Origin of the sequence: Pseudoduganella sp. UC29_71, from assembly GCF_042693265.1 — a bacterium.
Lineage (GTDB): Bacteria > Pseudomonadota > Gammaproteobacteria > Burkholderiales > Burkholderiaceae_D > Rugamonas.
Genome location: NZ_CP170549.1, coordinates 2,409,543 through 2,433,889, shown reverse-complemented (window position 1 = coordinate 2,433,889; position 24,347 = coordinate 2,409,543). Strand labels below are relative to the sequence as shown.

Annotated in this window: 22 protein-coding genes; 13 read left to right on the top strand and 9 right to left on the bottom strand. The window is 67.9% G+C overall.

Annotated elements, in window-relative coordinates:
* The first annotated feature begins 70 nt into the window (after window positions 1-70).
* Window positions 71-1,603, top strand: coding sequence for an alpha-L-fucosidase (locus tag ACFJI2_RS10680; RefSeq protein ID WP_377704973.1), 1,533 nt, complete (start codon window positions 71-73; stop codon window positions 1,601-1,603).
* A 99-nt stretch (window positions 1,604-1,702) separates the two neighbouring features.
* Here ACFJI2_RS10680 and ACFJI2_RS10675 read toward each other — a convergent pair whose 3' ends face one another.
* The gene (locus ACFJI2_RS10675; protein ID WP_377704972.1) at window positions 1,703-2,194 is read right to left on the bottom strand and encodes a pyridoxamine 5'-phosphate oxidase family protein; all 492 of its coding nucleotides are present in this window, start codon (window positions 2,192-2,194) and stop codon (window positions 1,703-1,705) included.
* Window positions 2,195-2,221: 27 nt separating this feature from the next.
* Complete coding sequence (locus ACFJI2_RS10670; protein WP_377704971.1) at window positions 2,222-4,816, bottom strand: cation-translocating P-type ATPase; 2,595 nt, start codon at window positions 4,814-4,816, stop codon at window positions 2,222-2,224.
* Between the two features lie 194 nt (window positions 4,817-5,010).
* Between ACFJI2_RS10670 and fnr the strand changes: the two genes are divergently transcribed.
* Complete coding sequence (fnr, locus tag ACFJI2_RS10665) at window positions 5,011-5,772, top strand: fumarate/nitrate reduction transcriptional regulator Fnr (protein WP_377704970.1); 762 nt, start codon at window positions 5,011-5,013, stop codon at window positions 5,770-5,772.
* A 34-nt stretch (window positions 5,773-5,806) separates the two neighbouring features.
* Here the strand turns inward: fnr and ACFJI2_RS10660 are convergent, their stop codons facing one another.
* Both ACFJI2_RS10660 and ACFJI2_RS10655 read right to left on the bottom strand, forming a co-directional pair.
* Window positions 5,807-6,643, bottom strand: a complete 837-nt coding sequence (locus ACFJI2_RS10660; protein WP_377704969.1) for a universal stress protein — start codon at window positions 6,641-6,643, stop codon at window positions 5,807-5,809.
* Window positions 6,644-6,676: 33 nt separating this feature from the next.
* The gene (locus tag ACFJI2_RS10655) at window positions 6,677-7,051 is read right to left on the bottom strand and encodes a TraR/DksA family transcriptional regulator (RefSeq protein ID WP_377704968.1); all 375 of its coding nucleotides are present in this window, start codon (window positions 7,049-7,051) and stop codon (window positions 6,677-6,679) included.
* A 182-nt stretch (window positions 7,052-7,233) separates the two neighbouring features.
* On the opposite strand from ACFJI2_RS10655, the gene ACFJI2_RS10650 reads away from it, so the two are divergent.
* Genes ACFJI2_RS10650 through ACFJI2_RS10635 form a run of 4 tightly spaced genes read left to right on the top strand, consistent with a single transcriptional unit; the run spans window position 7,234 to window position 11,261 of the window.
* The gene (locus tag ACFJI2_RS10650) at window positions 7,234-8,715 is read left to right on the top strand and encodes a PAS domain S-box protein (RefSeq protein WP_377704967.1); all 1,482 of its coding nucleotides are present in this window, start codon (window positions 7,234-7,236) and stop codon (window positions 8,713-8,715) included.
* Window positions 8,712-9,125, top strand: a complete 414-nt coding sequence (locus ACFJI2_RS10645; RefSeq protein ID WP_377704966.1) for a response regulator — start codon at window positions 8,712-8,714, stop codon at window positions 9,123-9,125. The genes ACFJI2_RS10650 and ACFJI2_RS10645 overlap by 4 nt, the downstream gene beginning before the upstream one ends.
* Window positions 9,122-10,633 carry a response regulator gene (locus ACFJI2_RS10640; RefSeq protein ID WP_377704965.1) on the top strand — a complete coding sequence of 504 codons (1,512 nt, stop codon included), beginning with the start codon at window positions 9,122-9,124 and terminating at the stop codon, window positions 10,631-10,633. Before ACFJI2_RS10645 ends, ACFJI2_RS10640 begins: the two co-directional genes overlap by 4 nt.
* Window positions 10,626-11,261, top strand: coding sequence for a response regulator (locus tag ACFJI2_RS10635; RefSeq protein ID WP_377704964.1), 636 nt, complete (start codon window positions 10,626-10,628; stop codon window positions 11,259-11,261). The genes ACFJI2_RS10640 and ACFJI2_RS10635 overlap by 8 nt, the downstream gene beginning before the upstream one ends.
* A gap of 9 nt (window positions 11,262-11,270) precedes the next feature.
* Here ACFJI2_RS10635 and ACFJI2_RS10630 read toward each other — a convergent pair whose 3' ends face one another.
* A complete protein-coding gene (locus ACFJI2_RS10630; protein ID WP_377704963.1) occupies window positions 11,271-11,714 on the bottom strand; it encodes a universal stress protein in 444 nt (147 codons plus the stop codon).
* 145 nt (window positions 11,715-11,859) lie between these two features.
* Between ACFJI2_RS10630 and ACFJI2_RS10625 the strand changes: the two genes are divergently transcribed.
* Window positions 11,860-13,824 carry a diguanylate cyclase domain-containing protein gene (locus ACFJI2_RS10625; protein ID WP_377704962.1) on the top strand — a complete coding sequence of 655 codons (1,965 nt, stop codon included), beginning with the start codon at window positions 11,860-11,862 and terminating at the stop codon, window positions 13,822-13,824.
* A gap of 9 nt (window positions 13,825-13,833) precedes the next feature.
* On the opposite strand, the gene ACFJI2_RS10620 is transcribed toward ACFJI2_RS10625, so the two are convergent.
* The gene (locus ACFJI2_RS10620; RefSeq protein WP_377704961.1) at window positions 13,834-14,571 is read right to left on the bottom strand and encodes a helix-turn-helix domain-containing protein; all 738 of its coding nucleotides are present in this window, start codon (window positions 14,569-14,571) and stop codon (window positions 13,834-13,836) included.
* Window positions 14,572-14,743: 172 nt separating this feature from the next.
* On the opposite strand from ACFJI2_RS10620, the gene ACFJI2_RS10615 reads away from it, so the two are divergent.
* The gene (locus ACFJI2_RS10615; protein WP_377704960.1) at window positions 14,744-16,825 is read left to right on the top strand and encodes a putative bifunctional diguanylate cyclase/phosphodiesterase; all 2,082 of its coding nucleotides are present in this window, start codon (window positions 14,744-14,746) and stop codon (window positions 16,823-16,825) included.
* On the opposite strand, the gene ACFJI2_RS10610 is transcribed toward ACFJI2_RS10615, so the two are convergent.
* A complete protein-coding gene (locus tag ACFJI2_RS10610; RefSeq protein ID WP_377704959.1) occupies window positions 16,812-17,573 on the bottom strand; it encodes an OBAP family protein in 762 nt (253 codons plus the stop codon). The two genes, ACFJI2_RS10615 and ACFJI2_RS10610, sit on opposite strands and share 14 nt — an antisense overlap.
* A gap of 207 nt (window positions 17,574-17,780) precedes the next feature.
* On the opposite strand from ACFJI2_RS10610, the gene ACFJI2_RS10605 reads away from it, so the two are divergent.
* From ACFJI2_RS10605 to ACFJI2_RS10595, 3 genes are read left to right on the top strand one after another with little or no spacing between them, the layout of a single operon-like run.
* Window positions 17,781-18,323 carry a TRAP transporter small permease subunit gene (locus tag ACFJI2_RS10605; RefSeq protein WP_377704958.1) on the top strand — a complete coding sequence of 181 codons (543 nt, stop codon included), beginning with the start codon at window positions 17,781-17,783 and terminating at the stop codon, window positions 18,321-18,323.
* Window positions 18,320-20,089, top strand: a complete 1,770-nt coding sequence (locus ACFJI2_RS10600; protein WP_377704957.1) for a TRAP transporter large permease subunit — start codon at window positions 18,320-18,322, stop codon at window positions 20,087-20,089. The genes ACFJI2_RS10605 and ACFJI2_RS10600 overlap by 4 nt, the downstream gene beginning before the upstream one ends.
* 40 nt (window positions 20,090-20,129) lie before the next feature.
* Complete coding sequence (locus ACFJI2_RS10595) at window positions 20,130-21,836, top strand: FAD-dependent oxidoreductase (RefSeq protein ID WP_377704956.1); 1,707 nt, start codon at window positions 20,130-20,132, stop codon at window positions 21,834-21,836.
* Here the strand turns inward: ACFJI2_RS10595 and ACFJI2_RS10590 are convergent.
* Together ACFJI2_RS10590 and ACFJI2_RS10585 are read right to left on the bottom strand one after the other, a co-directional pair.
* Window positions 21,833-22,585 (bottom strand): SDR family NAD(P)-dependent oxidoreductase, encoded by a 753-nt coding sequence (locus ACFJI2_RS10590; protein ID WP_377704955.1) that lies wholly within the window; start codon window positions 22,583-22,585, stop codon window positions 21,833-21,835. The genes ACFJI2_RS10595 and ACFJI2_RS10590 overlap by 4 nt on opposite strands.
* Window positions 22,586-22,603: 18 nt before the next feature.
* A complete protein-coding gene (locus ACFJI2_RS10585; protein ID WP_377704954.1) occupies window positions 22,604-22,966 on the bottom strand; it encodes a MerR family transcriptional regulator in 363 nt (120 codons plus the stop codon).
* 276 nt (window positions 22,967-23,242) lie between these two features.
* On the opposite strand from ACFJI2_RS10585, the gene ACFJI2_RS10580 reads away from it, so the two are divergent.
* Window positions 23,243-23,800 (top strand): hypothetical protein, encoded by a 558-nt coding sequence (locus tag ACFJI2_RS10580; RefSeq protein WP_377704953.1) that lies wholly within the window; start codon window positions 23,243-23,245, stop codon window positions 23,798-23,800.
* Window positions 23,797-24,303 carry a DUF4123 domain-containing protein gene (locus ACFJI2_RS10575; protein ID WP_377704952.1) on the top strand — a complete coding sequence of 169 codons (507 nt, stop codon included), beginning with the start codon at window positions 23,797-23,799 and terminating at the stop codon, window positions 24,301-24,303. Before ACFJI2_RS10580 ends, ACFJI2_RS10575 begins: the two co-directional genes overlap by 4 nt.
* Window positions 24,304-24,347 lie beyond the last annotated feature (44 nt).

Below are 24,347 nucleotides of genomic sequence, written 5' to 3'. Positions count from 1 at the left end.
AGGGATACGTGCGCGAAATGTGAGAGCGCGCTACGCTAACCGGAAACCAAAATAGCTCAGGGAGACCGCCATGGCGCGCACGCGACTGATCCTTTCACTGCTGATACCCGTGCTGGCCGTGGGCGGCCCGCTGCCCAGGCCGGACCGTGGCGGGGTGCCCGAATCGAAGCTGTACGATTACGGCGTGATGGGGCCGCCGGCCACCCCTGCCATCGTGGCGGCGGCCGATGCGGCGGTCGCCACGCCGCTGCCGCCCGGCCCGTTCGCGGCCGACTGGGAATCCATCCGCAAGAACTACCGCACGCCGGCCTGGTTCGAAGACGCCAAGTTCGGCATTTTCATGCACTGGGGCGTGTACGCGGTGCCGGCCTACCACAACGAGTGGTATGAAAAGCATATGTACGGCGCCGACATGGCCTGGCACACGGAGCACTTCGGTGCGCCGGACCGCTTCGGCTACAAGGATTTCATTCCCCAGTTCCGGCAGGAGAAGTTCGATCCTGCGCAGTGGGCGGCGCTGTTCCGCCGCGCCGGCGCCCGCTTCGTGATGCCGACGGCCCAGCACCACGACAATTTTGCGCTGTGGGACAGCAAGGTCACGCCGTTCAATGCCAGGCGGATGGGGCCTAAGCGCGACCTGATCGGCGAACTGGCCGCCGCCGTGCGCAAGGAAGGCATGAAGTTCGGGGTTTCCAACCACGGCGTGGAGAATTTCACCTTCATCGATCCGCCGCCGGCGCTGGAAGACAGGATGAAGGCGGCCAAATCGGACCTGTACGACCCGAAATGGGCGGCGTTCTACAACGTGGCCGACCGCAGCCCGGCCGCCATGGCGCGCTTCCTGGCCGACTGGGTGAACCGCAATCTGGAACTGATCGACCAGTATCAGCCGGACGTGCTGTGGTTCGACAACGGCGTCAACCTGCGCGTGCTGGACCCGCTCAAGCTGCGCGTGGCGGCGTATTACTACAACCGCGCCCAGGCCTGGAACAAGGACGTCTCCATCAGCACCAAGTTCGTCGCCTACGCGCCGAGCAACGACGACACGCAGCAGGTGGGCTCCATTATCGACTTCGAAAAGATCGGCGTGCGCTCGCCGGCGGACATCCGCCCCGGTCCCTGGATGGTGGACGATACCATCGGCAGCACCTGGGGCTACACCAGCGGCATGAAGGTGGCGGGCGGCGGCGCCATCGTCGGCCGCCTGGTCGATACCGTCAGCAAGGGCGGCTTCTACCTGCTCAATCTGTCGCCCAAGGCCGACGGCACCATCCCGGAAGAACAGCAGCGCACCTTGCTGGACGTGGGCGCGTGGCTGGACAACAACGGCGAGGCCATCTACGGCACCCGGCCCTGGAAGCAGTTCGGCGAGGAAAGCTGGCGCTTCACCAGCAAGGGCGGCGCGGTCTACGCCATCGGCATGCCGCGCGACGGCTCCGTGGTGCTGCGCGCGCTCGGACCGGGCGCGGGCAAGGTGCAGCGCGTTGAGCAGCTGGGCCGCGACGGCGTGCTGCCGTTCCGCCAGGCGCAGGAAGGCCTGACGGTGGAAGGCATCTCCATCGCAGCAGGCGGGCTGCCCGCTGCGCTGAAGGTGAGTTTCTGACCAGGCTGCGGCACCTTGTGCGCCCGGGCAGCTGCGCTGACTGCAGCCAGTAGCGCGGTGCGGAGGGCCGCGGTGTCTTTCCCAATATCGCCACAGAGCTCAGGTTTCGCCGACGGCGGCCGGCGGCACCGCGTACAGTTCGGTATGGCCGAAGCCCTTGCTGTAGTCGAGCAGTGAGATGATATGCGGCACGATGCGGATCACGACCAGGCTGCCCCAGCCGGTGGTCTGGCCACGTCTCCGGATGGCTTCAATCTGCGGAAACTTGCGTATCATGGCTTCTTCCACGCGTGCCAGTGCATCTCCGCCGCTGACTATGGCAGCGCTGGCGGCTGCGGAGATGCCCAGGATGTGGCCCCAATCGGTGTAGGGCAAGTTCAGGGCCAGCGACACTTTGCCGCAATGCTGGATGTTGTGGGCCTTCTGGCTGTCCAGGCCGATTCCGGCGTAAATCACCAGGCCCTGGTTGACGTAGCTCACCGAGGTAGCGTGGGGATAACCGTCCGGGCGGATCGTGGCCAGCGCCAGATCGCTGCAGCCGGCCAGGACGTGCAGCACGCGTTCGCGCGCGGCGGGATGCAGGATTTCCATGGTGCCTCCTTGTGCATGGGTGTTAACTCAGTATAGGCAGTCCACCTGCCGCGTGCGCTGGCTGGGCGCGCCGTGCCGCTCGAACGTACGCAGCAGCACATACACCAGCACGCTGCAGCCGCATGCCGCTGCCAACGCGGGAAGGGCAAGCGGCGCCATTTTGAAAGCCGTGGCCAACGGCGGCCAGTAGATGGCTGCCAGCAGCATGCCTGCCGCCGCGCCGGTGATGGCAACAGAGGCGGGATTGCGGGCTGGCCGGGCGCCGTCGGCAGTGCCAGCACCGGCGCTACTGTGTGCGCAGTTGGCGTTGCGGGGGTGGCCGACGGGGCGGCGCTTAGCCTGCAACAAGGCAAGATTGGACAGAACCAGTGCGGCAAAGCCACAGCTGCGCGCTTCCTGCTCGGGTAGCAGCGCGGCCGCCGACCCATATGCCAGCGCCAGCGTGGCCAGCACGGCGCCGCCCTGCAGCAGTGCGCGCAACAGCGCCGGGCGGTCGATGAAGGCGGCGCCGGCCGGGCGCGGCGGACGCCGCATCAGGCCGTGCTCGGCCGGTTCCTGTTCGAACACCAGTGAACAGGCCGGGTCGATGATAAGCTCAAGAAACACTATATGCATGGGAAACAGCAGCACCGGCCAGCCGAACAGCGCCGGCAGGAGCGCCATGCCGGCGATGGGTGCGTGTATGGCCAACACATACTGCATGGCCTTGCGCATATTGCTGTAGATGCGGCGCCCGCCGCAGATTGCCGCGACAATGGAGGCGAAATGGTCGTCCAGCAATGTCAGTTCGGCAGCTTCTCGCGCCACGTCGGTACCGCGCATGCCCATGGCGACGCCGACGTTGGCCGCGCGCAAGGCTGGCGCGTCGTTCACGCCGTCGCCCGTCATGGCCACCACAGCACCGCCGCGTTGCAGCGCCCGCACGATGCGCAGCTTCTGCTCGGGACGGGCGCGGGCGCACACGCTGGCCTCGCGCAAAGCCTGCTCCAGCTGGGCCTCGTCCATTGCGTCCATCTGCGGCCCGGTCAGCACCGCGCCGCCGGCAATGCCGGCCTGGCGCGCGATGGCCCCGGCGGTATCGGGATGGTCGCCGGTAATCATCAGCACCCGCACGCCAGCCGCCTGGCAATCCGCTACCGCAGCCGAAGTGCCGGCACGCAGGGGATCGGCCAGCCCCACCAGGCCGCACAGCTCGAGCCGGAAGGCCGCCGGGTCCTCCGGCCAGCTAGCTCCGGCATGGCGGCCCGTGGCCACGACCAGCACGCGCAGCCCGAGGGCAGTCATCTGCCCGAGCGCCTGCAGCGCGGCGCCGCGTTGTTCCCCGTTCAGCCCGCACAGCGGCAGCATATACTCGGGTGCTCCTTTGGCCGCCACCCGCATGCTGCCGTCCATTTCCGACCACAGCTGCACCAGCGCGGGGCGCTCCGGCGTCAGGCCGTATTCACGCACCGGCTGCATCCCTGCCGGGAACGACGGCAGGCCGGCCCGCTCGGCCAGCCGGAAAAAGGCTTGCTCCATTGGGTCGGCCGACTTCGGCCGGCTAGCCAGGATGGCGGCGCGCAACACGACGACGGACTCGGCTGGCAGGGTGCCGTCTGCCGGCGCCAGCATGCGTCCGCCAGCCCAAATGCGGCCAACGGACATGCGATTCTCGGTCAGCGTTCCGGTCTTATCCACGCACAGCACCGAGGCGGCACCTAAGGTTTCGATGGCGCCCAGGTTGCGCGCCAATACCTTGTGGCGCGCCAGGCGGTGCGCGCCGAGCGCCGGGAACACGGTCAGTATCACGGGGATTTCTTCCGGCAGCATGGACATGGCCAAGGCCAATCCGGCGAGCAGGGCGCTGATCCACGCGCCGTCGCGGCTGCCCAGCAGCAGCACCAAGGTGGCGCTCAGCGCCAGCCCCAGTGCGGCCAGGCGCCGCGCCAGCAGCGCGGTCTCGCGCTGCAGTGGCGACGGCGGCGGCGCAACCGTGGCCAGCGCCGCGCCGAGCCGGCCGATTTCGCTGGCTGCGCCGGTGGCCGCCACCTGCGCCAAGCCGTGGCCTTGGACCACCAGCGTGCCGGAATAGACCCAGGTCAGGCCGTCCCCGCCTGGCTTGGGCGCGGCCGGTCCGGGCGCACCGGCCAGCTTGCCGACCGGCTCGGATTCCCCGGTGAGCATGGATTCGTCAGTGCGCAGGCCGTTCGCGGCCAGCAGTACGGCGTCGGCCGGAACGCGGTCGCCTTCGGCCAGCGCAATCACGTCGCCGGGCACCAGCTGCGCGCTCGGCAGCGCCACCCGCGCGCCGTCGCGCAGCACCAGCGCGGTGGGCGCGCCCAACTGGCGCAGCGTCTGCAGCGCGCGCTCGGTGCGGCCCTGCTGGTATAACGTCAGGCCCATGGTCAGCACCACGGTGGCCGCCAGCACCAGCCCTTCGTGCAGCTCGCCGAGCAGCAGGTACAGCGCGGCCGCCACCGCCAGCATCAGGAACATGGGCTCGCGCGCGGCCCCGGCCAGCAGGCTGCACCAGCCGCGCCGACCCTGCTCGGGCACGCTGTTCGGGCCGTACTGCGCCAGCCGGCGCGCCGCCTCGGCACTGCTGAGGCCGGAAAGCACGGCTCCGTCCGCCAGATTCAGCATTCGTCCTCCCTGGTAAGCATGTGGGCACTGTAGTCCCAAGCGGCCAAGGCCGACTTTGATCCAGGTCAAATGCGCCGCCTTTCCAGCCTGTAGGGGATCCCCTACAGCAGGCAGCCGGGATACCCGATAGCGCCCGGGCGCGCGCAGGACGATACTGTGGCTATCGTCTTGCAGTACCGCCAACGGAGCACACCATGAACGCCACCATCCCGATCGCCTCCGCCAGCCGCGCGCCAGCCCAGCCGCGCTGCGGGCTGTGCAGCTTTAACCGCTTCTGTCTGCCGCAGGGCCTAGGGGAGGAGCAGATGCGCCGGCTGGACCAGATCATTTCGCGCCGCCGCAAGGTACAGCGCGACGAGCAGCTGTTCAGCATGGGCCAGGCGTTTGGCAGCCTGTATGCCGTTCGGCTGGGCCATTTCAAGACTGCCCAGGTCAACCAGCGCGGCGAGCAGCAGATCACCGGCTTCCATATGGCCGGCGACCTGCTGGGCATGGAAGCGATTGGCGCCGGCCAGCACAGCTGCAGCGCGGTGGCGCTGGAGGACAGCGAAGTGTGCGAAATTCCGTTCGTCCGGCTGCAGGAACTGGTGGCCGAGGTGCCCGAGCTGATGCAGCAGTTCCACCGCACCATGGCGCGCGAAATCCAGCGCGAGCAGGCCGTGGCGCTGTTTCTCGGCAATATGCGGGCGGAACAGCGCCTGGCGCTGCTGCTGACCTCGCTGGGCTCGCGCTATGCGGCGCGCGGTTTCTCGCCGTCCAGCTTCCAGCTGCGCATGTCGCGCGAGGACATCGGCGGCTATCTTGGCCTGACTATCGAGAGCATTAGCCGGCTGCTGGCGCGCTTCCGCAAGGCGGGCTGGATCAGCCTGCATAACCGCGACCTCAGCATCCTCGATTTGCCCGGCTTGCAGGATCTGGCCGCCGGCCGCCTTGAGCCCGACTGCGAGGCGGCCTGAGCGGCCTTGGCGGCCCGCACCGCTGCCGGCGCGCTCAGTGCGCCATCAGCACCGGCAGCGTCATGTCACGCAGGATGGTGGCCGTCACGCCGCCGAGCAGCGTTTCCCGCAGGCGCGCATGGCCGTACCCCCCCATCACCAGCAAGTCGGCGCCCGTGTCGGCGGCCATGGACAGCAGCGCGTTGCCGGTGTCCAGCACAGTTGGCAGCGCGCTCACTTCCACCCGCACCCCGTGCCGGCACAGATATAGCGCGAGATCGGCGCCCGGCTGCTCGCCATGCACGCCCCAGCGCGACTGCGGATTGAACACCGCCACCGTCACGCGGGCGGCCAGTTTCAGCATCGGCAGTGCAGTAGTGACAGCGCGCGTGGCCTCCATGCTGCCGTCCCACGCCACCAGCGCGTGGCTGCCGGCGTGTTCCCAGTTCCCCGCGTAAGGCACCAGCAGTACCGGGCGCACCGCGTTCAGCAGCACATATTCCGGCAGGTCGTTCCAGCTGCCCAGGGTAGCGTCATCCGGATCGGTCTGGCTCAGCACCACCACGTCCGCGTAGCGGGCCTGCAGCGCCATGCCGCCGTCAAAATCGTCCTGCACCAGGCGGCGCTCAAATGTGGGGGCGCCGGTCTGGTCGGCCAGCGCGTCGAATTGCACCAGTGCCCGCTCGGCGTTGTCACGCATCAGTTCGACCTGGTCGGCGATCATCGGACCGCCCATGGCGATGCTGCCAGGCAGCAGGAAGCGGGACACGCCCGTCATCGCCCCGCCCACCAGGTGGGCGTCGAAAGTGCGCGCGAGCGTGGCGGCGAAACGGATGCGCTGGGGCGCGTGGCGGGACAGGTCCGCATGGACCAGAATGGTACGGTAGGTCATGGCATCACTCCTTGGTGGTAAAAACGCATCGGGTCACAGCGGGCGCACCTGGTAGCGCCGCTCGCTGTCCTGCTGGCACTCCAGACACAGCGCCGCCGACGGTTGCGCCTGCAGGCGGGCAGGGGAAACGGGCTGGCCGCAGTGAACGCAACGGCCGTAGCTGCCGTCCGCCAGCCTGGCCAGCGCCAATTCCACAGCCTCCAGCTGCCGGCATTCCTGGTGCAGCATGGCCAGGTCGTGCTCGCCCAGCAGATCCGCTTGGGCCGCATCGTCCTCCGCATAGCAGTTGGCCAGCCCCACGGCGGCGTCCGGCCCCGCCGCGTGCAGGCGGGCACGCACTACCCCGGCCAGCGTGCTACGCTGTTCGTGCAGCGTACGTGCCAGCCGCGCCTTCATTGCTTCGTCCATGGTGTGCACAAGCGCCTCCGTCTATTCACTGAGATGACTGTAGGGGAATCCGCCGGCGCGGGGCAGTGGGCGATTTGATCCAGGTCAAAAAGCCCCGAAATTTGCCTCCGGGAACCGGGGCTTTACCGAGACAGGCATCGAACGTATGATGGATGTCAATTCCACAACCTTCGGAACTTTGCGTGCAGACACCTCCCATTGCCGACCAGAGCCTGGCCTGGCTGCTTGCCGCGGCGACGGACCCGGTCATCATCGTCGACCGCGCCGGCGCCATTGCGCTGGCCAACCCGGCGCTGGAAGCCCTGTTCGGTTACACGCAGCAGCAGTTGCAAGGCTTGCCGGTCGAAACGCTGATCCCGGAACGCTTCCGGCACGGCCATGAAGCGCTGCGCGAAGGCTACAGTGCCCAGCCCCGTCCGCGCGTGATGGGGGCCGGCGTGGCATTGTCCGGGCGCCACCGCGACGGGCGTGAATTTCCGGTCGAAGTGAGCTTGTCGCCGCTGCGCAGCCCCGACGGGCAGACCCTGGTGATGGCCACCATCCACGACATCAGCGCCCGCCGCGCCGCCGAGCGCGCGCTGGAAGAGAGCGAGGCGCGCATGCGCGCCGTGTTCGAGACGGCGGTGGACGCCATCATCACCATCGACGAGCATGGCGCGCTGGAACGCCTCAACCCGGCCGCCGAGCGCATGTTCGGCTACCGCGAAGCGGAGGTGGCCGGGCGCAACATCTCCATGCTGATGCCGGAACCGCATCGCAGCGCGCACGACGGCTACCTGGCGCATTACCTTGCCACCGGCGAGAAGCGCATCATCGGCAAGGGCCGGGAAGTGCAGGGCATGCGGCGCGATGGCAGCGTGTTCCCGATGGACCTGTCGGTGGCGGAAATGACGCTGGGCGGCAAGCGCATGTTCACCGGCCTGGTGCGCGATATCACGGAACGCAAGCTGGCCGAGCAAAAAACCCAGCAGCTGCTGCAGGAACTGAGCAGCGCCAACGAGGAACTGACCAATTTCGCCTACGTGGTCTCGCATGACTTGAAGGCGCCGCTGCGTGGCATCGGCTCGCTGGCAGACTGGCTGGCGACCGACTACGCGGAGCGGTTCAACGACGAAGGCAAGGAGCACATGCGGCTGCTGATCAACCGCGTGCACCGCATGGGTGCGCTGATCGACGGCATCCTGCAGTATTCGCGCGTGGGCCGCGTGCGCGAGGCCGTGTGCGCCGTGGACCTGAACCGCGTGCTGGCCGAGGTGGTCGACTTGCTGGCGCCGCCGGCCGGCATCGGCATCGACATCGCGCCCGGGCTGCCGACGGTGGCCGGCGAGCCGACCCGGCTGCAGCAGGTGTTCCATAACCTGATCTCGAACGCCATCAAATACATGGACCGCCCGGACGGCCGTGTCAGCGTGGCCTGCGCCGACGACGGCAGCCATTGGCGCTTCGCCGTGGCCGACAACGGCCCGGGCATCGAAGCGCGCCATTTCGAGCGCATCTTCCAGCTGTTCCAGACGCTGGCCCCGCGCGACCGCGTGGAAAGCACGGGCGTGGGCCTGGCGCTGGTCAAGAAAATCGTTGAAATGTACCGCGGCCGCGTCTGGGTCGAGTCCACGCCCGGCGCCGGCGCCACCTTTTACTTCACCTGGCCGAAGGAGTGCAGATGAAACATGCCAGCAAGCCGATTCTCCTGATTGAAGACGACAGCGTGGACGTGATGACCGTCAAGCGCGCCCTGAAGGAGATAGGCGTCGGCAACCCGGTGGTGGCGCTGGAGCACGGCGAGGCCGCGCTGGCCTACCTGCGTGCGCCGGACAGCGAGCGGCCCTGCATCATTCTGCTGGACCTGAACATGCCCATCATGAGCGGCATCGAGTTCCTGCGCGAGGCCAAGCACGACGCGGCGCTGCGACCCATTCCGGTGGTGGTGCTGACCACGTCCGCCGAGCAGCACGACAAGCTGAGCAGCTTTGAACTGGGCGTAGCCGGTTACATGGCCAAGCCGGTCGACTACCGCGCCTTCGTGGAAGTCATGCGCCAGATCGACCGCTATTGGACCGTCAGCGAGATGCCGTGACCGTGGAGATTCAGCCCCAGCCCCAGTCTTCAACGCCGGTGCGCGTGCTCATCGTCGAGGACGATCTGGTAGACCGCATGGCCTGCCGGCGCGCCTTCCGCGCCGCCGGCGGCTACCAGTTGCTGGAGGCAGACACCGGCCAGCAGGGCCTGGCCATGGCGTTGTCGGGCCAGGCCGACTGCGTGCTGCTCGACTACAACCTGCCGGACCTGACCGGCCTCGAATTCCTGGCCGGGCTGGCCGCCAGCCGTCCTGGCGGCGACGCGCCGCCCGTGATGATGCTGACCGGCGCCGACAGCGCCACCGTGGCTGCCGAAGCCATGCGGCGCGGCGCGCGCGACTACCTGGTCAAGGACGCGGACGGGCGCTATCTGGAGCTGCTGCCGGCTGGCATCGAGCGCATGCTGCGCGAGCAGTGCCTGCGCGCCGACAAGCAGCAGGCCGAAGCCCGCTTCCGCACGCTGGTCGAGCAGATCCAGGCGGTCAGCTATGTTGCCCGCACCGGGCCGCAATCCGGGCTGGACTACGTCAGCCCGCAGATCCGCCTGCTGGGCTATACGCCGGAGGAATGGCTGGCCGATCCCGGCCTGCTGCGCGCCTGCATGCATCCGGACGACCGCGAGCGGGCCTGGGCCGGGGTGAGCGCCAGCCGCGCCGGCGCGCTTCCGCTGCGGCTGGAATACCGCCTGCTGCCGCGCGGCGGCGGCGAACTGTGGGTGCGCGACCAGGCCGATCCAGTGCCCGGGACGGGCGGCACGGGGCCGGGCGCGGCCGTACTGCAAGGCATCCTGATCGATATCAGCGCGAGCAAGGCCGCCGAGCAGGCACTGCGCCGTTCGCAGGAGGAACTGAGGCGCCTGGCGGCGCACCAGGAGCGCATCAAGGAGGAGGAGCGCAAGCGCATCGCGCAGGAGATCCATGACGAGCTGGGCGGCTTGTTGACCGGCATCCGCGCCTACATCCTGGTGGCGCAGGAACGTGCGCTGGCGGCCGGCAGCATGCCCGAGCCGCTGCTGGCCGATACGGCGGACCTGGTGCAGACTGCCATTGAAACCGTGCGGCGCGTCATTACCGACTTGCGGCCCAGCGTGCTGGACCAGCTGGGGGTGTGGGCCGCGCTCGAATGGTACGCCGGCCAGGTGGCGCTGCGCGCCGGCCTGCACTGCACGTGCGAGATCGACCCGCGCGCCGCCGCGCTGGAGCTGGACGCCGAGCGCAGCACCATGCTGTTCCGCATCGTGCAGGAAGCGCTGACCAATGTGGTGCGGCATGCCGGAGCAAGCGCGGCGCGGGTGGAGGCGCGCCGGGAGGCGGACGCGCTGTGCGTGACAGTAAGCGACAACGGCCAGGGCATCGCTGCGGAAGGGCTGCTGCGGCGGGAATCCTGGGGCATCCTGGGCATGCACGAGCGCAGCCGCAGTTTCGGCGGAGAGCTGGCCATCAGCGGCGGCGCCGGCGGCACCGTATTGACGCTGCGCCTGCCGTTACAAGAGGACAATCATGGCTGACGATATCCGCGTGCTGCTGGTCGATGACCACGCAATCGCCCGCAACGGCGTGCGCCTGATGCTGGGCACGGCCAGCGGCATTGCCGTCACCGGCGAGGCGGCCAACGCGCCCGAGGCCATGCGGCGCGTGGCCGAGCAGGAATTCGACGTGGCGCTGGTGGACATCACCATGCCGGGCAAGAACGGGCTGGAGTTGTTGAGGGCGCTGCGCGCCGAGCGTCCCCGCATGGCAGTCCTCATGCTGAGTACCTACTCGGAGGAAATCTATGCCGTGCGCGCGCTCAAGCTGGGTGCGGCGGGCTATCTGACCAAGGACGCGCCCACCGCCACGCTGGTGGAGGCGGTCCGCAAGGCGGCTGCCGGCGGCAAGCATGTCAGCCCGGCGCTGGTGGAAAAGCTGGCCATGCTGGTGGGCGGCGGCGGCGCCGGCGACCACGAGGCGTTGTCGGACCGCGAACTGGAAGTGTTCAAGCTGATCGCCATCGGCGAGCCGCTGGTGCGCATTGGCGAGCTGCTGCACCTGAGCCCCAACACGGTGACGACCTACCGCACCCGCATCCTGGACAAAATGGGCATGGCCAGCAATGCCGAACTGACCCGCTATGCGATCGAACACGGCATGATTTGAGACGGCACGCTATTCAGCTCGGAACACCAGCACGGGGACCGGGCTGTGGACCAGCACCTTGTGGGTCTCGCTGCCCAGCAGTACGCCTTTCAAGCCCAGCTGGCCGTGGCTGGCCATCGCGATCAGGTCGCAGCCGTGCGAGCCGGCCGCGTCCAGTATCTTGCGGTGCGGGCGGTCGCCGCGCGCCAGCACGCTCTCGCATGGCACGCCGCGCTCGCGCGCCGCGTGTACCACGCCCTCAAGCAGCTTGCCAGCGTGCGCCATGCTGTCGTGCATGAATTCCTCGCGCGTATCTTCCAGCATTTCTGGTGAATAGCTGAAAACATGAAAGTCCGGCAACACGTGCAATGCGGTAATGCGCGCACCGCTTTCCGCCGCCATGTCGATCGCCGCCGCCGCAGCCGCCTGGGAGGCCGGCGAACCGTCCGTTGGTACGAGTATGTGCTTGAACATGATGGCCTCCGCTGTTGTACATGCACACAGTCTGACCAGACGCCAGGGGCCGCGCCTTGATCCAGATCAAAATTTCGATCAACTTGCAGCATAGTTCCTCACCCGTCCGCGCTGCGGACCGCGATAATGATAAGGGGAGGGCGACATGGGAGAAGACCGAAGCACATTGCAGGGAGCGGGCCACGGACGGCTGGCCGCGCTGTTTGCCATTGTGCTGCTACCCGCGCTGGCGATAGGCTGCATCTTTGCCGCCACGCTCTACCTTGAGCGCGAGCGCCAGCTGGAAAACGGCGCCCTGCAGACGGCGCGTGCGCTGGGCCAGGTGTTCGACGGCGTGCTGGCCAGCCGCCAGGCGCGGCTGGAGGTGCTGGCGCTGTCGCCCCAACTGGCGGCGGGCGATCTGGACGCCTTTCAGCGCCAGGCGCGCGGGGCCATGGGCGCCGACGTCGAGGACGGCGCGGTGGCCCTGATCCGCGCCGACGGCCAGCAACTGGTCAACACACTGGCGCCCTGGGGCACGCCGCTGCCCAAGACCGGCGCGCTGGACCTGGTTGCCCGCATAATTGCCACCTCCCAGCCTGCTGTTTCCGATATGTTCACCGGCACGGTCAAGCGCCGCCCCGTGATCGCCGTGGCCATTCCGGTCCAGCTCTCGGGCAGAGCGGCCAGCGGCAGCGTGGCAGGGCCGGGAGCGGCGGGCGTGCTGCTTTACGGGCAGCCGGTTGCCGGCCTGCAGGGTTTCCTGTCCCGGCAGCGCCTGCCGGCCGGCTACGGCGCGGTGCTGCTGGACCGCTCCGGCACGGTCATCTCGCGGGCCGGCACCGCGCCGGAAAAGGTGGGCGCGCGCGGCGAAGCGGCGGTGCGGGCGGCGCTGGCCACCAGGGCCGAAGGCAAGCTGCGCGGCGATGGCCACTTGCTGGCTTACAGCCGGTCGGCCCGCTCAGGCTGGACCGTGGCGCTGCGCATCGAACGCAGCGTGCTGCTTCAGGGCGTACGGCGCGGCATGGCAGGCGTGGCGGCGGCGGTGCTGGCGGCGCTGGCGTGCGGCGCGGCCATGGCCTGGCGCTTCAACAGCAACACCTTGCATTCCCTGCACGGATTGCGCCGGGCGGCGGCGCGCGCGGCGGAAGGGCAGCCGGGCGTCAGGGCGCCGCTGGACGGCCCGGCCGAAATCGCCACGCTGGCGCAGCAGTTCAACCACATGCTGGCGGCGCGCGAAGCGGCCGAGCGGCGCCTGCACCTGTCGGCCAGCGTGTTCAGCGCCACGGCCGAGGGCATCATGCTGGCGAACGCGGACATGCAGATCATCGACGTCAACCCGGCTTTCCTGGCCATGAGCGGCTACCAGCGCCACGAACTGCTGGGCCAGCCAACCAGCGTGCTGCAATCGGGCCGCCACGGGCCGGCCTTTTACGAGGCCATGTGGCAAGCCATCGATACCCTGGGGCACTGGCAGGGCCAGATCTGGGACCGGCGCCGGGACGGCACGCTGTTCGCCGCCTACCTCACCATCACGCGCGTGCTGGACCGGACGGGTGAGGTCAGCCATTACATTGCGCTGTTCACCGATATTACCGACCAGCGCCTGCACCAGGAAGAGATCGAGCGCGCCGCCCATATCGATCCCCTGACCGGGCTGCCCAACCGGCGCCTGCTGGGGGACAGGCTGCAGCAGGCGCTGGCCCGCGTGCGGCGCCACGGGGGCCTGCTGGCGGTGTGCGCGATCGACCTGGACGGCTTCAAAGCGGTCAACGACGAGCGCGGCCACGAGGCGGGCGACGCGGTGCTGGTGGAAGTGGCGCAGCGCTTGCAGCACGTGGTGCGCAGTGACGACACCGTGGCGCGCCTTGGCGGGGACGAATTCCTCCTGTTGCTGACGGACCTGGACCATCCCGGGCTGGCCGAGGAAATCGTGCTGCGCGCGCTGCAAGCGGTGCGCCAGCCGGTGGCGCTGGAGCAGGGCAGCGCACACGTCTCGGCCAGCATCGGGCTCGCATTCTATCCGGAACATGGGCGCGACGCCGACACGCTGCTGCGCGCCAGCGACAACGCCATGTATGTGGCCAAGCGGCGCGGCCGCGACCAGTTCAGCCGCGCCCTGGCGGCGTGACGATGCCGGCTAGGCCGCCTGCATGGCCGGTGCGGCAGGCGGCGCGGCGATGGCGCGCAGGCCGGCCGTGTCGCGCAGTGCGATGGCGCGGTTGCTCACCGCCAGCACGCCGTTCTGCCTGAACATGGACAGCAGCCGGCTCACGCTTTCCACCGTCAGCGCCAGGTAGGCGGCCAGATCCTCGCGCGACATGCACAGCTGGAAGTCGGTGGCCGAGCCGCCCCGTTCGCCGTAGCGCGCGCCCAGGTCCAGCAACAGGCGCGCCAGGCGCTGCGGCGCGCGCGCGTTGCCTAGGAAAAGCATCTGTTCCTGGCGCTGCGCCAGGCTGGCGCTCAGCAGGCTGGACAAGCGCCGCGCCAGGCCCGGCTGGCTGTCCATCAGCGCCGCCAGCGCCGGGTAAGGAATGGAACAGATCACGCCGTCGGACAGCGCAATCACTTCGCTCCCGTAGCGGCCGGTGCCGATGGCGTCCAGTCCCAGCAAGTCCCCCTGCATCGGGAAGCCCAGCACCTGCACGCCGCCGTCGGGCGCCGCGCGCTGCAGCTTGAACTGGCCGCTGAGCACAGCATGCACCTGCCTGAACGGCGCACCGGCGGCCGCCACCGTCTCGTGGCGGCGCACCCGGCGCCGCTCGGCCACGGTCCGCTCGAACTCGTCCAGCGCCGGACCGGCCAGCCCTGCCGGCAGGCACAGCGCGCGCCAGCGGCAGGTGGAACAGGTGGCATACGTGACGGGTCTATGATTCATTATGGCAAGACATCTTTCATTCATGGCTCTGGAGAATAGCAAGCGCCTTTGCTCGCGCCTTTGATCCATATCAAAGATTGCACAGTGCATGGATTTTGATTTGGATCAATTTTTTTCTTTCCCAATATCAGTATCCTTGCCTTCATTTCCCAGAAGAAATCCCTGAGGCCCTATGAAAGACATACTTACCCCGGCCTATAGCCTGGCGGCCGCCGCCTTGCTGGACGCGCTGCCGGACGAAATGGCGGTACTGGCACCGGATGGCACCGTCCTGGCGGTCAACCGCGCGTGGCGCCGTTTTGCCGGAGTACACGGCGCCTGCGGCACCGCGACTGCCAGCCTTGTGGGCGCAAACTACCTGGCCGCCTGCCACGGCGAGCGTGACGCCTGCGCGGCGCGCGACGGCATCAGCGCCGTCCTCGAGGGGCGCGTGACGCGCTTCCAGATGGACTACGCGCTGCCCGATGCCGGCGAGGAGGGCGAGCGCTGGTTCAGCATGTCCGTCACGCCGCTGGAAACGGACTGGCGCGGCGCCGTGGTGGCGCATACCGACATCACCGCCCGGCGCCAGGCGGAAGCCAGCCTGCGCATCGCCGCCATCGCCTTCGACTCGCCGGAAGGCATGATGGTGACCGATGCCGACGGCGTGATCCTGCAGGTCAACGCCTCCTTCACCCGCATCACCGGCTACAGCTGCGCCGAGGCGGTCGGCCGCACGCCCGGCATGCTCAGTTCCGGCCGCCACGACGCGGCCTATTACCGCGCCATGTGGGCCGCCATCGGCGCCAACGGCCGCTGGCAAGGCGAAATCTGGAACCGGCGCAAGAACGGCGAAGTGTATCCGGAACTGCTGAACATCGCCGCCGTGCGCGACGCCGGCGGCAAAGTCACGCATTACGTGGCCTCGCTGAACGACATTACATTGAGCAAAGCCGCCAGCGACCAGATCAAGAACCTGGCGTTCTACGATCCGCTCACGCACCTGCCAAACCGGCGCATGCTGCTGGAGCGCCTGGCCCAGGCGCTGCCCGCCGCCGGCACCAGCGGCCACGACGGCGCGCTGATGATCATCGACCTGGACAACTTCAAGACCATCAACGACACGCTGGGCCACAGCACCGGCGACCTGCTGCTGCAGCAAGTGGCGGCGCGCCTGCACGCCTGCCTGCGCCAGGGCGACACCGTGGCGCGCCTGGGCGGCGACGAGTTCGTGGTGCTGGTGGAGGGCTTGAGCGGACAGGCGCGCGAGGCGGCTGCGCAGAGCGAGGCGCTGGCCTGCAAGATCCTGGCGGCGCTGAACCGTTCGTACGTGCTGGGCGCGCACCAGTGCCACAGCACGCCCAGCATCGGCATCACGCTGTTCCACGCCGGCATGCAGGCGCAGGCAGAGGAAGTGCTGGTCCAGGCTGACATCGCCATGTACCAGGCCAAGGAAGCGGGCCGCAACGGCATGCGCTTTTTCGACCAGAGCATGCAGGACAGCATCAGCGAACGGGCGCGGCTGGAAAACGAACTGCGCCACGCCATCGATACCCAGCAGTTCGAGCTGTACTACCAGCTGCAGGTGGACTGCCTGCAGCGCCCGGTCGGCGCCGAAGCGCTGATCCGCTGGATCCAGCCGGACGGCAGCGCCGTCTCGCCGGCCCGCTTCATCCCGCTGGCCGAGGAGACTGGGCTGATACTGCCGCTGGGCGAGTGGGTGCTGGAAAGCGCGTGTGCCCAGCTGAAGGCCTGGCGCGCCGATCCCGCCTTGCGGGAATTGACCCTGGCGGTCAACGTCAGCGCGCGCCAGTTCCACCAGCGCGGCTTTTGCGAACAAGTGTGCTCGGCGGTGCAGCGCTACGGCATCGATCCGGCCCTGCTAAAACTGGAGCTGACCGAAGGCATCCTGCTGGAGAACATGGACGAGACCATCGCCAGCATGCATGCGCTGCGCGGCATCGGCGTGCGCTTCTCGCTGGACGACTTCGGCACCGGCTACTCCTCGCTGCAATACCTGAAGCGCTTGCCGCTGGACCAGCTGAAGATAGACCAGTCCTTCGTGCGCGATCTGGTCAACGACGGCAACGACCAGGCCATCGTGCTCACCATTATCGCCATGGCGCGCAGCCTGAAGCTGGACGTGATCGCCGAGGGCGTGGAAACGGACGCCCAGTGCGCCTTGCTCGGGCAGCTGGGCTGCCAATCCTATCAGGGCTATCTGTTCAGCCGCCCGCTGCCGGCGGCCGACATGGCACGCCTCATTTGTTCGTAACGCCCGGTATCTCCGTGGTGGGCCGGCCGAATCTGCCCTTCAGGTCGTCCACGCCGGACTGCGGCCGCGCCAGCGCTTTCAGGTCGGCGCGGCTGCCGCGCTTCTTCTCCGTGCTCATTTTCATGCGCTCGTCACGCGCCGCCACCAGGCCCGGCAGGGCTTCGCCGTCGCGGTTGAAGGACCAGGCCAGCATCGGCTCGCCCAGCGGCAGCGCGTCGTTCGGGTGGCCCTGGTGGCCAGTGTTCCACAGATGCCAGGTCTTGCCGTAGCTGTTCATCTTGTCCTTCATCAGCGCCTTGTCGGCCGCCTCCGGAATGCCGGGCGCCACCAGCTGCCCACTCAGGATTTCGCCGTTGTGCGGATGCCAGTACTTGCGCTCGTCCTCGGGCAGGGCGGCAAACAGCTTTTCGGAAATGATGTATTCCACGCCGTGCAGATTGGCCGCCTTCGTATTGCCGTCAAACAGCACGCACTGCGCGAAATCCTGGTTGCGCTGATGGCAATAGTGGTGCGCCTCGAATTGCTGCTCCGGATGCTCTTTCATCGGGTGGAAACTGACCAGGTAGATGTCGAATTGGGCGGCAGGCGTGTTATCTTGCAACACTTTTGCGCCGGCTTCCAGCAAGCTGGTTTTGCCGGTTTTTTCCGCACCGGGCGGTGCCACCGCGGGCGCCACCGCCTGCTGCGCCGCAGCGCCGGCGGCCACGAAGGCCGCCGCCAGTGCGCTTCTCGTGAAAATCGAGCCCATCGCCGCCTCCCGTGCGAGCCGAAACAGAGGTCCAGCGTAGCCCTGCCGGCCAGCCTCGTGCTACACCTTTCCGCTGGAAAACCGGGGGCCGGGGCGGTTACCACGGGGTGAATATTGATGTACTATCCTTGCAACAATCCTTTAATTTTCACAACGACCGTACGGGGCAGGGACCCTGCACCAAAACGGCACAGGAGACTTTAGTACATGCAAGGATTACTCCGCCTCTCGCACTGGCTCGACAAGATCGGCTACCGCTGCGGGCAACTGGCCAACCTGATGATCTTGGCGTCGTGCGTCATCAGCGCCAGCAACGCCATGATCCGCTACGGCTTCGACTGGAGCAACAACTGGCTGCTGGAACTGCAGTGGTATTTGTTCGGGGCCGCCGTCATGCTGGGCGCCAGCTATACGTTCCAGCGCAACGAGCACGTGCGCGTGGACCTGGTCTATGGCCACGTGTCCGAGCGCAAGCAGCTGTGGATCGACGTGTTCGGCATTATCGTGTTCCTGCTGCCGGCCTGCCTGCTGTTCGCCTGGCTGTCCTGGTATTCGCTGTTCATGCCCTCGTGGGACGTGCTGGAGCAGTCCAGCAATTCCGGCGGCCTGCCGCGCTACCCCATCAAGATCATCGTCCCCATCGGTTTTGCGCTGCTCGCCGTGCAAGGCGTGGCCGAACTGATTAAACGCATTGCCGCACTGGCCGGCAAAGCCCAATTGGACAGCAAGTACGAAAGGCCAGTGCAATGATTCCGCTCGAAATAATGCCGCCGCTGATGTTCGGCGGCCTGGTTGTGTTTATGCTCGTCGGTTTCCCGGTGGCGTTTTCGCTGCTGGCGGTCGGCCTGTTCTTCGGCCTGATCGCCATGTCCGAAGGCTTCTTCGGCGTGGCCTTCATGCAGGCCGTCCCGCAGCGTATCTTCGGCAGCGTGCTGGCCAACGACTTGCTGCTGGCGATTCCCTTCTTTACCTTCATGGGCGCCGTGCTCGAGAAGTGCCGCCTGGCCGAGGACATGCTGGACTCCATGGGCCAGCTGTTCGGCAAGATGCGCGGCGGCCTGGGCTACTCGGTCATTATCGTCGGCTTCATCCTGGGCGCCATCACGGGCACGGTGGCGGCGCAGGTGATCGCGATGGCCATGATCTCGCTGCCGGTGATGATGCGCTATGGCTACCACATGCGCTACGCCACCGGCGTGCTGGCCGCCTCCGGCACCATCACGCAGCTGGTGCCGCCGTCGCTGGTGCTCGTGGTGCTGGCTGACCAGCTGAAAACGCAGACCGCCAGCGCCGACGTGGGCAGCATGTACCTGGGCGCCTGGGGACCTTCGCTGGTGCAGATCGCGCTGTTCGCGCTGTACACCTTTGTGCTGTCGCGCGTGCGCCCCGAGTGGCTGCCGGCCGCGCCGCGCGACGAAAAAACGCTGGAAGGCTGGGCCTTGTGGCGCCAGTGCCTGCGCGGCATCATTCCGGCCGCCGTGCTGATCTTCATGGTGCTGGGCACCATGATGCTCGGTATCGCCACGCCGACCGAATCGGGCGCCATGGGCGCGCTGGGCGCGGTGATCCTGGCGGTGATCCGCCACCCTGAATTCACGGCGCGCGACAAGATCGTGTTCCGCGTCGGCATGGGCGCCATGGTGGTGGCGGGGCTGATCGGCGCCGTCTACTACGAGAAGCTAACCGGCCTGGCGCATCCGGCCAAGCCTTACGTGCAGGCCGCGCTGGCGGTGCTGTACGTGGCGGTGGCCTGGCTGATCGTGCGCGCCAGCCGCATCAAGCCGCTGCGCGAGCTGATCGTGCTGAGCTACCAGTCCACCATGCGCCTGACCGCGATGGTGGTGTTCATCCTGATCGGTTCCACCTGCTTCTCGGTGGTGTTCCAGGGCGTGGACGGCGGGCGCTGGGTGGAGCACCTGTTCACCGGCATCCCTGGCGGCTGGATCGGCTTCCTGCTGGTGGTGAACCTGTTTGTGTTCTTCCTGGCCTTCTTCCTCGACTTCTTCGAGATTGCCTTCATCGTGGTGCCGATGCTGGCGCCTGTGGCACAGAAAATCCTGGCGCCCGAGCTGGAGCCGATGATGGGCAGCCCGGAAGCCGCCGCCTCGGCCGCGCTGGTGTGGTTCGGCGTGATGCTGTGCGTGAACATGCAGACTTCCTTCATGCACCCGCCGTTCGGCTTCGCGCTGTTCTACCTGCGCGGCGTCGCGCCGAAAGAGGTCAAGAGCTCCGATATCTACTGGGGCGCTTTGCCGTGGGTGGGCCTACAGATGATCATGGTGCTGCTGGTGGCCGTGTTCCCGCAGACGGTGACCGCCTTCCTCGACAAGGGCGTGCCCGGCACCACCGGGGCCGGCGACCTGATTATCGAACGGCCCGCCGGCGACACCGGGCAGGGCGCGGAGCCGGACTTCCAGGTGCCGCAGTTCGAGGACAGCACGCCGGCCGAACCGGCCAAGCCTGACGCCAAACCTGAAGCCAAGCCCGGCACCGCGCCGGAAGCGGACAAGAAGTAAGCGCGCGGCGGGCATCGCAGGTATTCAACTGGAGAACCTCATGACCGCCACGCCATCTGAACAGCCGCCGCTCCCCACTCCGGAACTGGAGCGGCGGCGCCACCAGATCTTCCCGGTACTCGGCGACGCCGACATCCGTCACATACAGCGCTTCGGCACGGAAGTCCGCTACCAGTGCGGCGACGTGCTCTTCGAGGCGGGCAAGCCGACGCCCGGCATCATGTTCGTGCTGGAGGGGAGCATTGCGGTGTACCGCCACAACGGCTTCGATACCTGCGCCCGGATTGCGACGCTGTATCCGGGCCAGTTCAGCGGCGAGGTGGGCGAGCTGTCCTGCCGGCCCGCCATGGCCAACGGCATCGCGGCCGACGAGGTGCGCGTGCTGCTGTTGCCCGCCGAAGCGCTGCGCGCGCTGCTCATCGCCAGCACCGACCTGAGCGAACGCATCATCCGGGCGCTGATCCTGCGTACCGTGACGCTGCTGGAGCAGAATTCCGGCGGCCCCGTCATCATCGCGCCACGCGGCCACGGTCGTGTGCACGCGCTCGAGAGCTTCTTGACGGCCAACGCGCATCCCTACACCGTGCTGGACCCGCTCACCGATCCGCGCGCCGTGGCGCTGGTCGCGGAACACCAGCCGACGGCGGAACAATGGCCGCTGGTCGTTTGTCCCGGCGTGGGGCTGAAGAAGAATCCGTCCATCGTGGAGCTGGGCCGCTGTATCGGCATGCTGCGCCCGCTCAGCGGCGACAAGCTGTGGGACGTGATCGTGGTCGGCGCCGGGCCAGCGGGCCTGGCCACTGCGGTGTACGCGGCCTCCGAAGGCTTGTCCGTGCTGGCGCTCGAAACGCGCGCCTACGGCGGCCAGGCCGGCGCCAGTGCACGCATCGAAAACTATCTCGGCTTCCCCACGGGGATCTCCGGCGGCGCGCTGACCGGCCGCGCCTACGTGCAGGCGGAGAAGTTCGGCGTGGAGATCGCGATTCCCGCGCCGGCGGGGCGCCTCGATTGCAGCAGCTATCCCTTGCAGGTGGAGATGTGCGGCAGCCTGCAACTGCTCAAGGCGCGCGCGGTGGTGCTGTCGTGCGGCGCGCGCTACCGCCGCCCGTCGCTGGCCAACCTGAAGCAGTTCGAGGGCAAGGGCGTGTATTACTGGGCTTCGCCGGTGGAGGCGCAACTGTGCAAGTCCGAGGAGGTGGTGCTGGTCGGTGGCGGCAATTCGGCTGGCCAGGCGGCGGTGTTTTTGGCGGGGCACGCCGTCAAGGTGCACATCCTGATCCGCAAGGGCAGCCTGTCTTCCACCATGTCCAGCTACCTGATCGAACGCATCGAAGCCACGCCCAACATCGAGCTGCATACGCATGCCGAGATCATTGCGCTGGAAGGCGACGACGATGGCCTGAAGCAGGTGCGGATACGCAATTCGCGCAGCGGCGAAGAGTTCAACTGCGATACCTGCCGCGTGTTCCTGTTCATCGGCGCGGACCCCAACACCGGGTGGCTGGGCGGCTGCGGCGTGGAAGTGGACAGCCACGGCTTCATCCGCACCGGCATGAATGCCGTGCTGCCTTTGCAGACCAGCGTGCCCGGCGTATTCGCCATCGGCGACGTACGCGCAGGGTCCACCAAGCGGGTGGCCGCCGCAGTGGGCGAGGGCGCCGCCGTGGTGGCGCAGATCCACCAGTTCCTGGCCGATCCCGTGGCATCGGTGGCACAGGTTGCCCCGGCGCCGCCGCCCGCGCGCTAGGTCGCGTCCAGGCCGCCGTCCACGGTGATCACCTGTGCGGTGACCCAGGCCGCGTCCGGCGCAGCGAGCGCCACAATCCACGGCGCCACGTCCTCCGGCACGCCGCGCCGGCCCATCGGGATGCGGCCTGCCTCTTCTTTCTTCACATGCGCCACCTGCTCAGGCGACAGCTGCATGCGCTCGGTGAGGAACTCGGTCTCGGTCGGCCCTGCGGCGACCGCGTTCACGCGCACGCCGGCCGGCGCCAGTTCCAGCGCCCAGCAGCGCGTCATATGCTCCAGCGCCGCCTTGCTGGCCGCATAGTGCGACAAGCCCGCGGCCGCTTTGTGGCCGAAGGTGCTGGACACATTGACGATGGCGCCGCGCGCCGCCGTCAGGTGCGGCAGCGCCGCCGTGGCCAGCAGAGAAGGGCCGATGACGTTCACCGCAAAAATCTCGCGTACGCGCTCCGGCCCCGCTTCGGCCAGCGGCAGGATGGCCCCCGCGCCGGCGTTATTCACCAGCACATCCAGCCGCCCCCAGCGTTCGACGACGGTGCGCACGGTCTGCGCCGCGTCCTCCGCGCTGCCGGCGTCCGCCACTACGTAGCCGATGCGCGGATTTTCCTCCGCCAGCGCCTGCAGTGCGGCCTCGCGCCGGCCGGTCACCACCACGCGCGCGCCTTGCGCCGCAAACTGGCGCGCCGCCGCACGGCCTATGCCGGCGCCGCCGCCGGTGATCAGTACTACCTTGTCGGTGAATTGATGCATATTCCATATCCTTGAAAGTTAAGAAATATGGGGACCGAACATCTGCGCCATGCGGCCGGCCAGGCGCGCCCGGCGCTCCGCCAGCACGGCGATCAGCTGGTCCAGCTCGCGCAGCTTCTCGCGGTGCTGCGCCAGGCCGGCCTCGCATTGCGCCGCGTCGGCCCGTTCCTGGCCGTAGCAGTGCAGGAAGCCCTGGATCTGGCGCGTACTGAAGCCGCAATCGAGCAGCTCGCGCACCCAGCGGACGCGGTCAACCGCATCCGGCGGGTAATCGCGGTAGCCGTTGGGCAGGCGGCGCGACTGCAGCAGCCCCTGCGCCTCATAGTGCCGCAGCAGGCGCACGGTGGCGCCGGCCGCGCGCGCAAGCTGTCCTATCCGCATGGCGTGGTTCCCATGCGGGTATTGTGGCGGGTTGACACTAGTGGCATGGTCAAGCGGTCTTTGTCGGTTATAACGTGGGTCATAACTGTAAGACGCGGAAGCAGGCCGGTTTGTGACAGCCGGCGCCGGGGAGACCAGTCTAAGGCGGCAGGTTCGCGGCCCTGCCAAGACGAAGCCGCGCGCCCGGACAGCGCGAGCAGGACCGATAGATTTGGAGAGAATTGCAAGACGTGAAAGGTGAAACAATGGATACTTCCCCATCCGGTTCCGCCCGCCATGAACGTTTGCCTCTCGAACCACCCCGACCGCCTGGAACTGAGCGTCTTCCGCGCACGCGGCGCCTACGGCACCGTGATGCACGGCAGCGTCCAGGAGGTCTACCGCTACATCAAGGCGCGCACCAGCAGGATGGGCGCTGCGTCGGAGCTGCGTGAGCTGCTGGTGAAGCAGGGCGCGCGCAACCTGAATTCCGACGACGATGTGCTGCGCGAGGCGGCTTCGCAGGTGATGCTGGGGCGGCTGTTCCTGCTGCTGGGCGAGCAGGAGGGCGGCACCGGTTCCGGCCCGGCCGATCCCGAGGCGCCGCCGGCGCCGGCCGAGCGCCCGAAGCGGCCCGGCATGTCTGCACCACCGCCCCTGCCGCCGCCGCGCAAGCCTGCCGTAACAGAAGCACCCGCCCCCGAACCCGAAATTACCGCTGCCCTGGCGCAGGACGTGCAGGCGGCCGCGCTGGAGCAGGCGGCCAAGGATGGCACGCCATTCTGCGAGGTCTGCGCCAAGGCGGCTGCCGAAGCGGCTGAAGCGGCCGAGGCTTCCGCCCCGGCGCCGGCATGAGTGCGGCGATCGACGCCATCGTGGCGCAGCTTTGGCCCAAGGGCGACAGCCTGACAGCGCCGCAAGTGCACATGCTGGCCGACGGCGCACGCGACCCGGCCATCGCCGCCATGGTCCGTTTCGGCAAGCTCGATTACGACTGCCTGTTCGCCGAGCCGCTGACGCCTCGCCTGCGCGCGGCCGCGCCCTACCTGGTGCACCTGGCGGCGGCTTCCGCGCAATCCCGCGATATGCTGCAGCGCTGCGGCGGCGATCACTGGGGCATCCTGGTGTCCGCGCCGGCGCACGTTACCACCCGGCAGCTGCGGCTGCATTTCAAGAAGCTGCTATGGGTGCAGGACGAGCAGGGCCGCAAGCTCAATTTCCGCTTCTACGACCCGCGCGTGCTCAGCGTCTACCTGCCTACCTGCACGAAAGAGGAAAGGGACTACTTCTTCGGCCCGGTGGAGGCGCTGCACTGCCTGGAAGGGGAGCAATTGCGCACTTACTCCCGCCTGGCTTGATTCTCGACCAACTCGCATGTACTATGTAATTACATATTACGTAA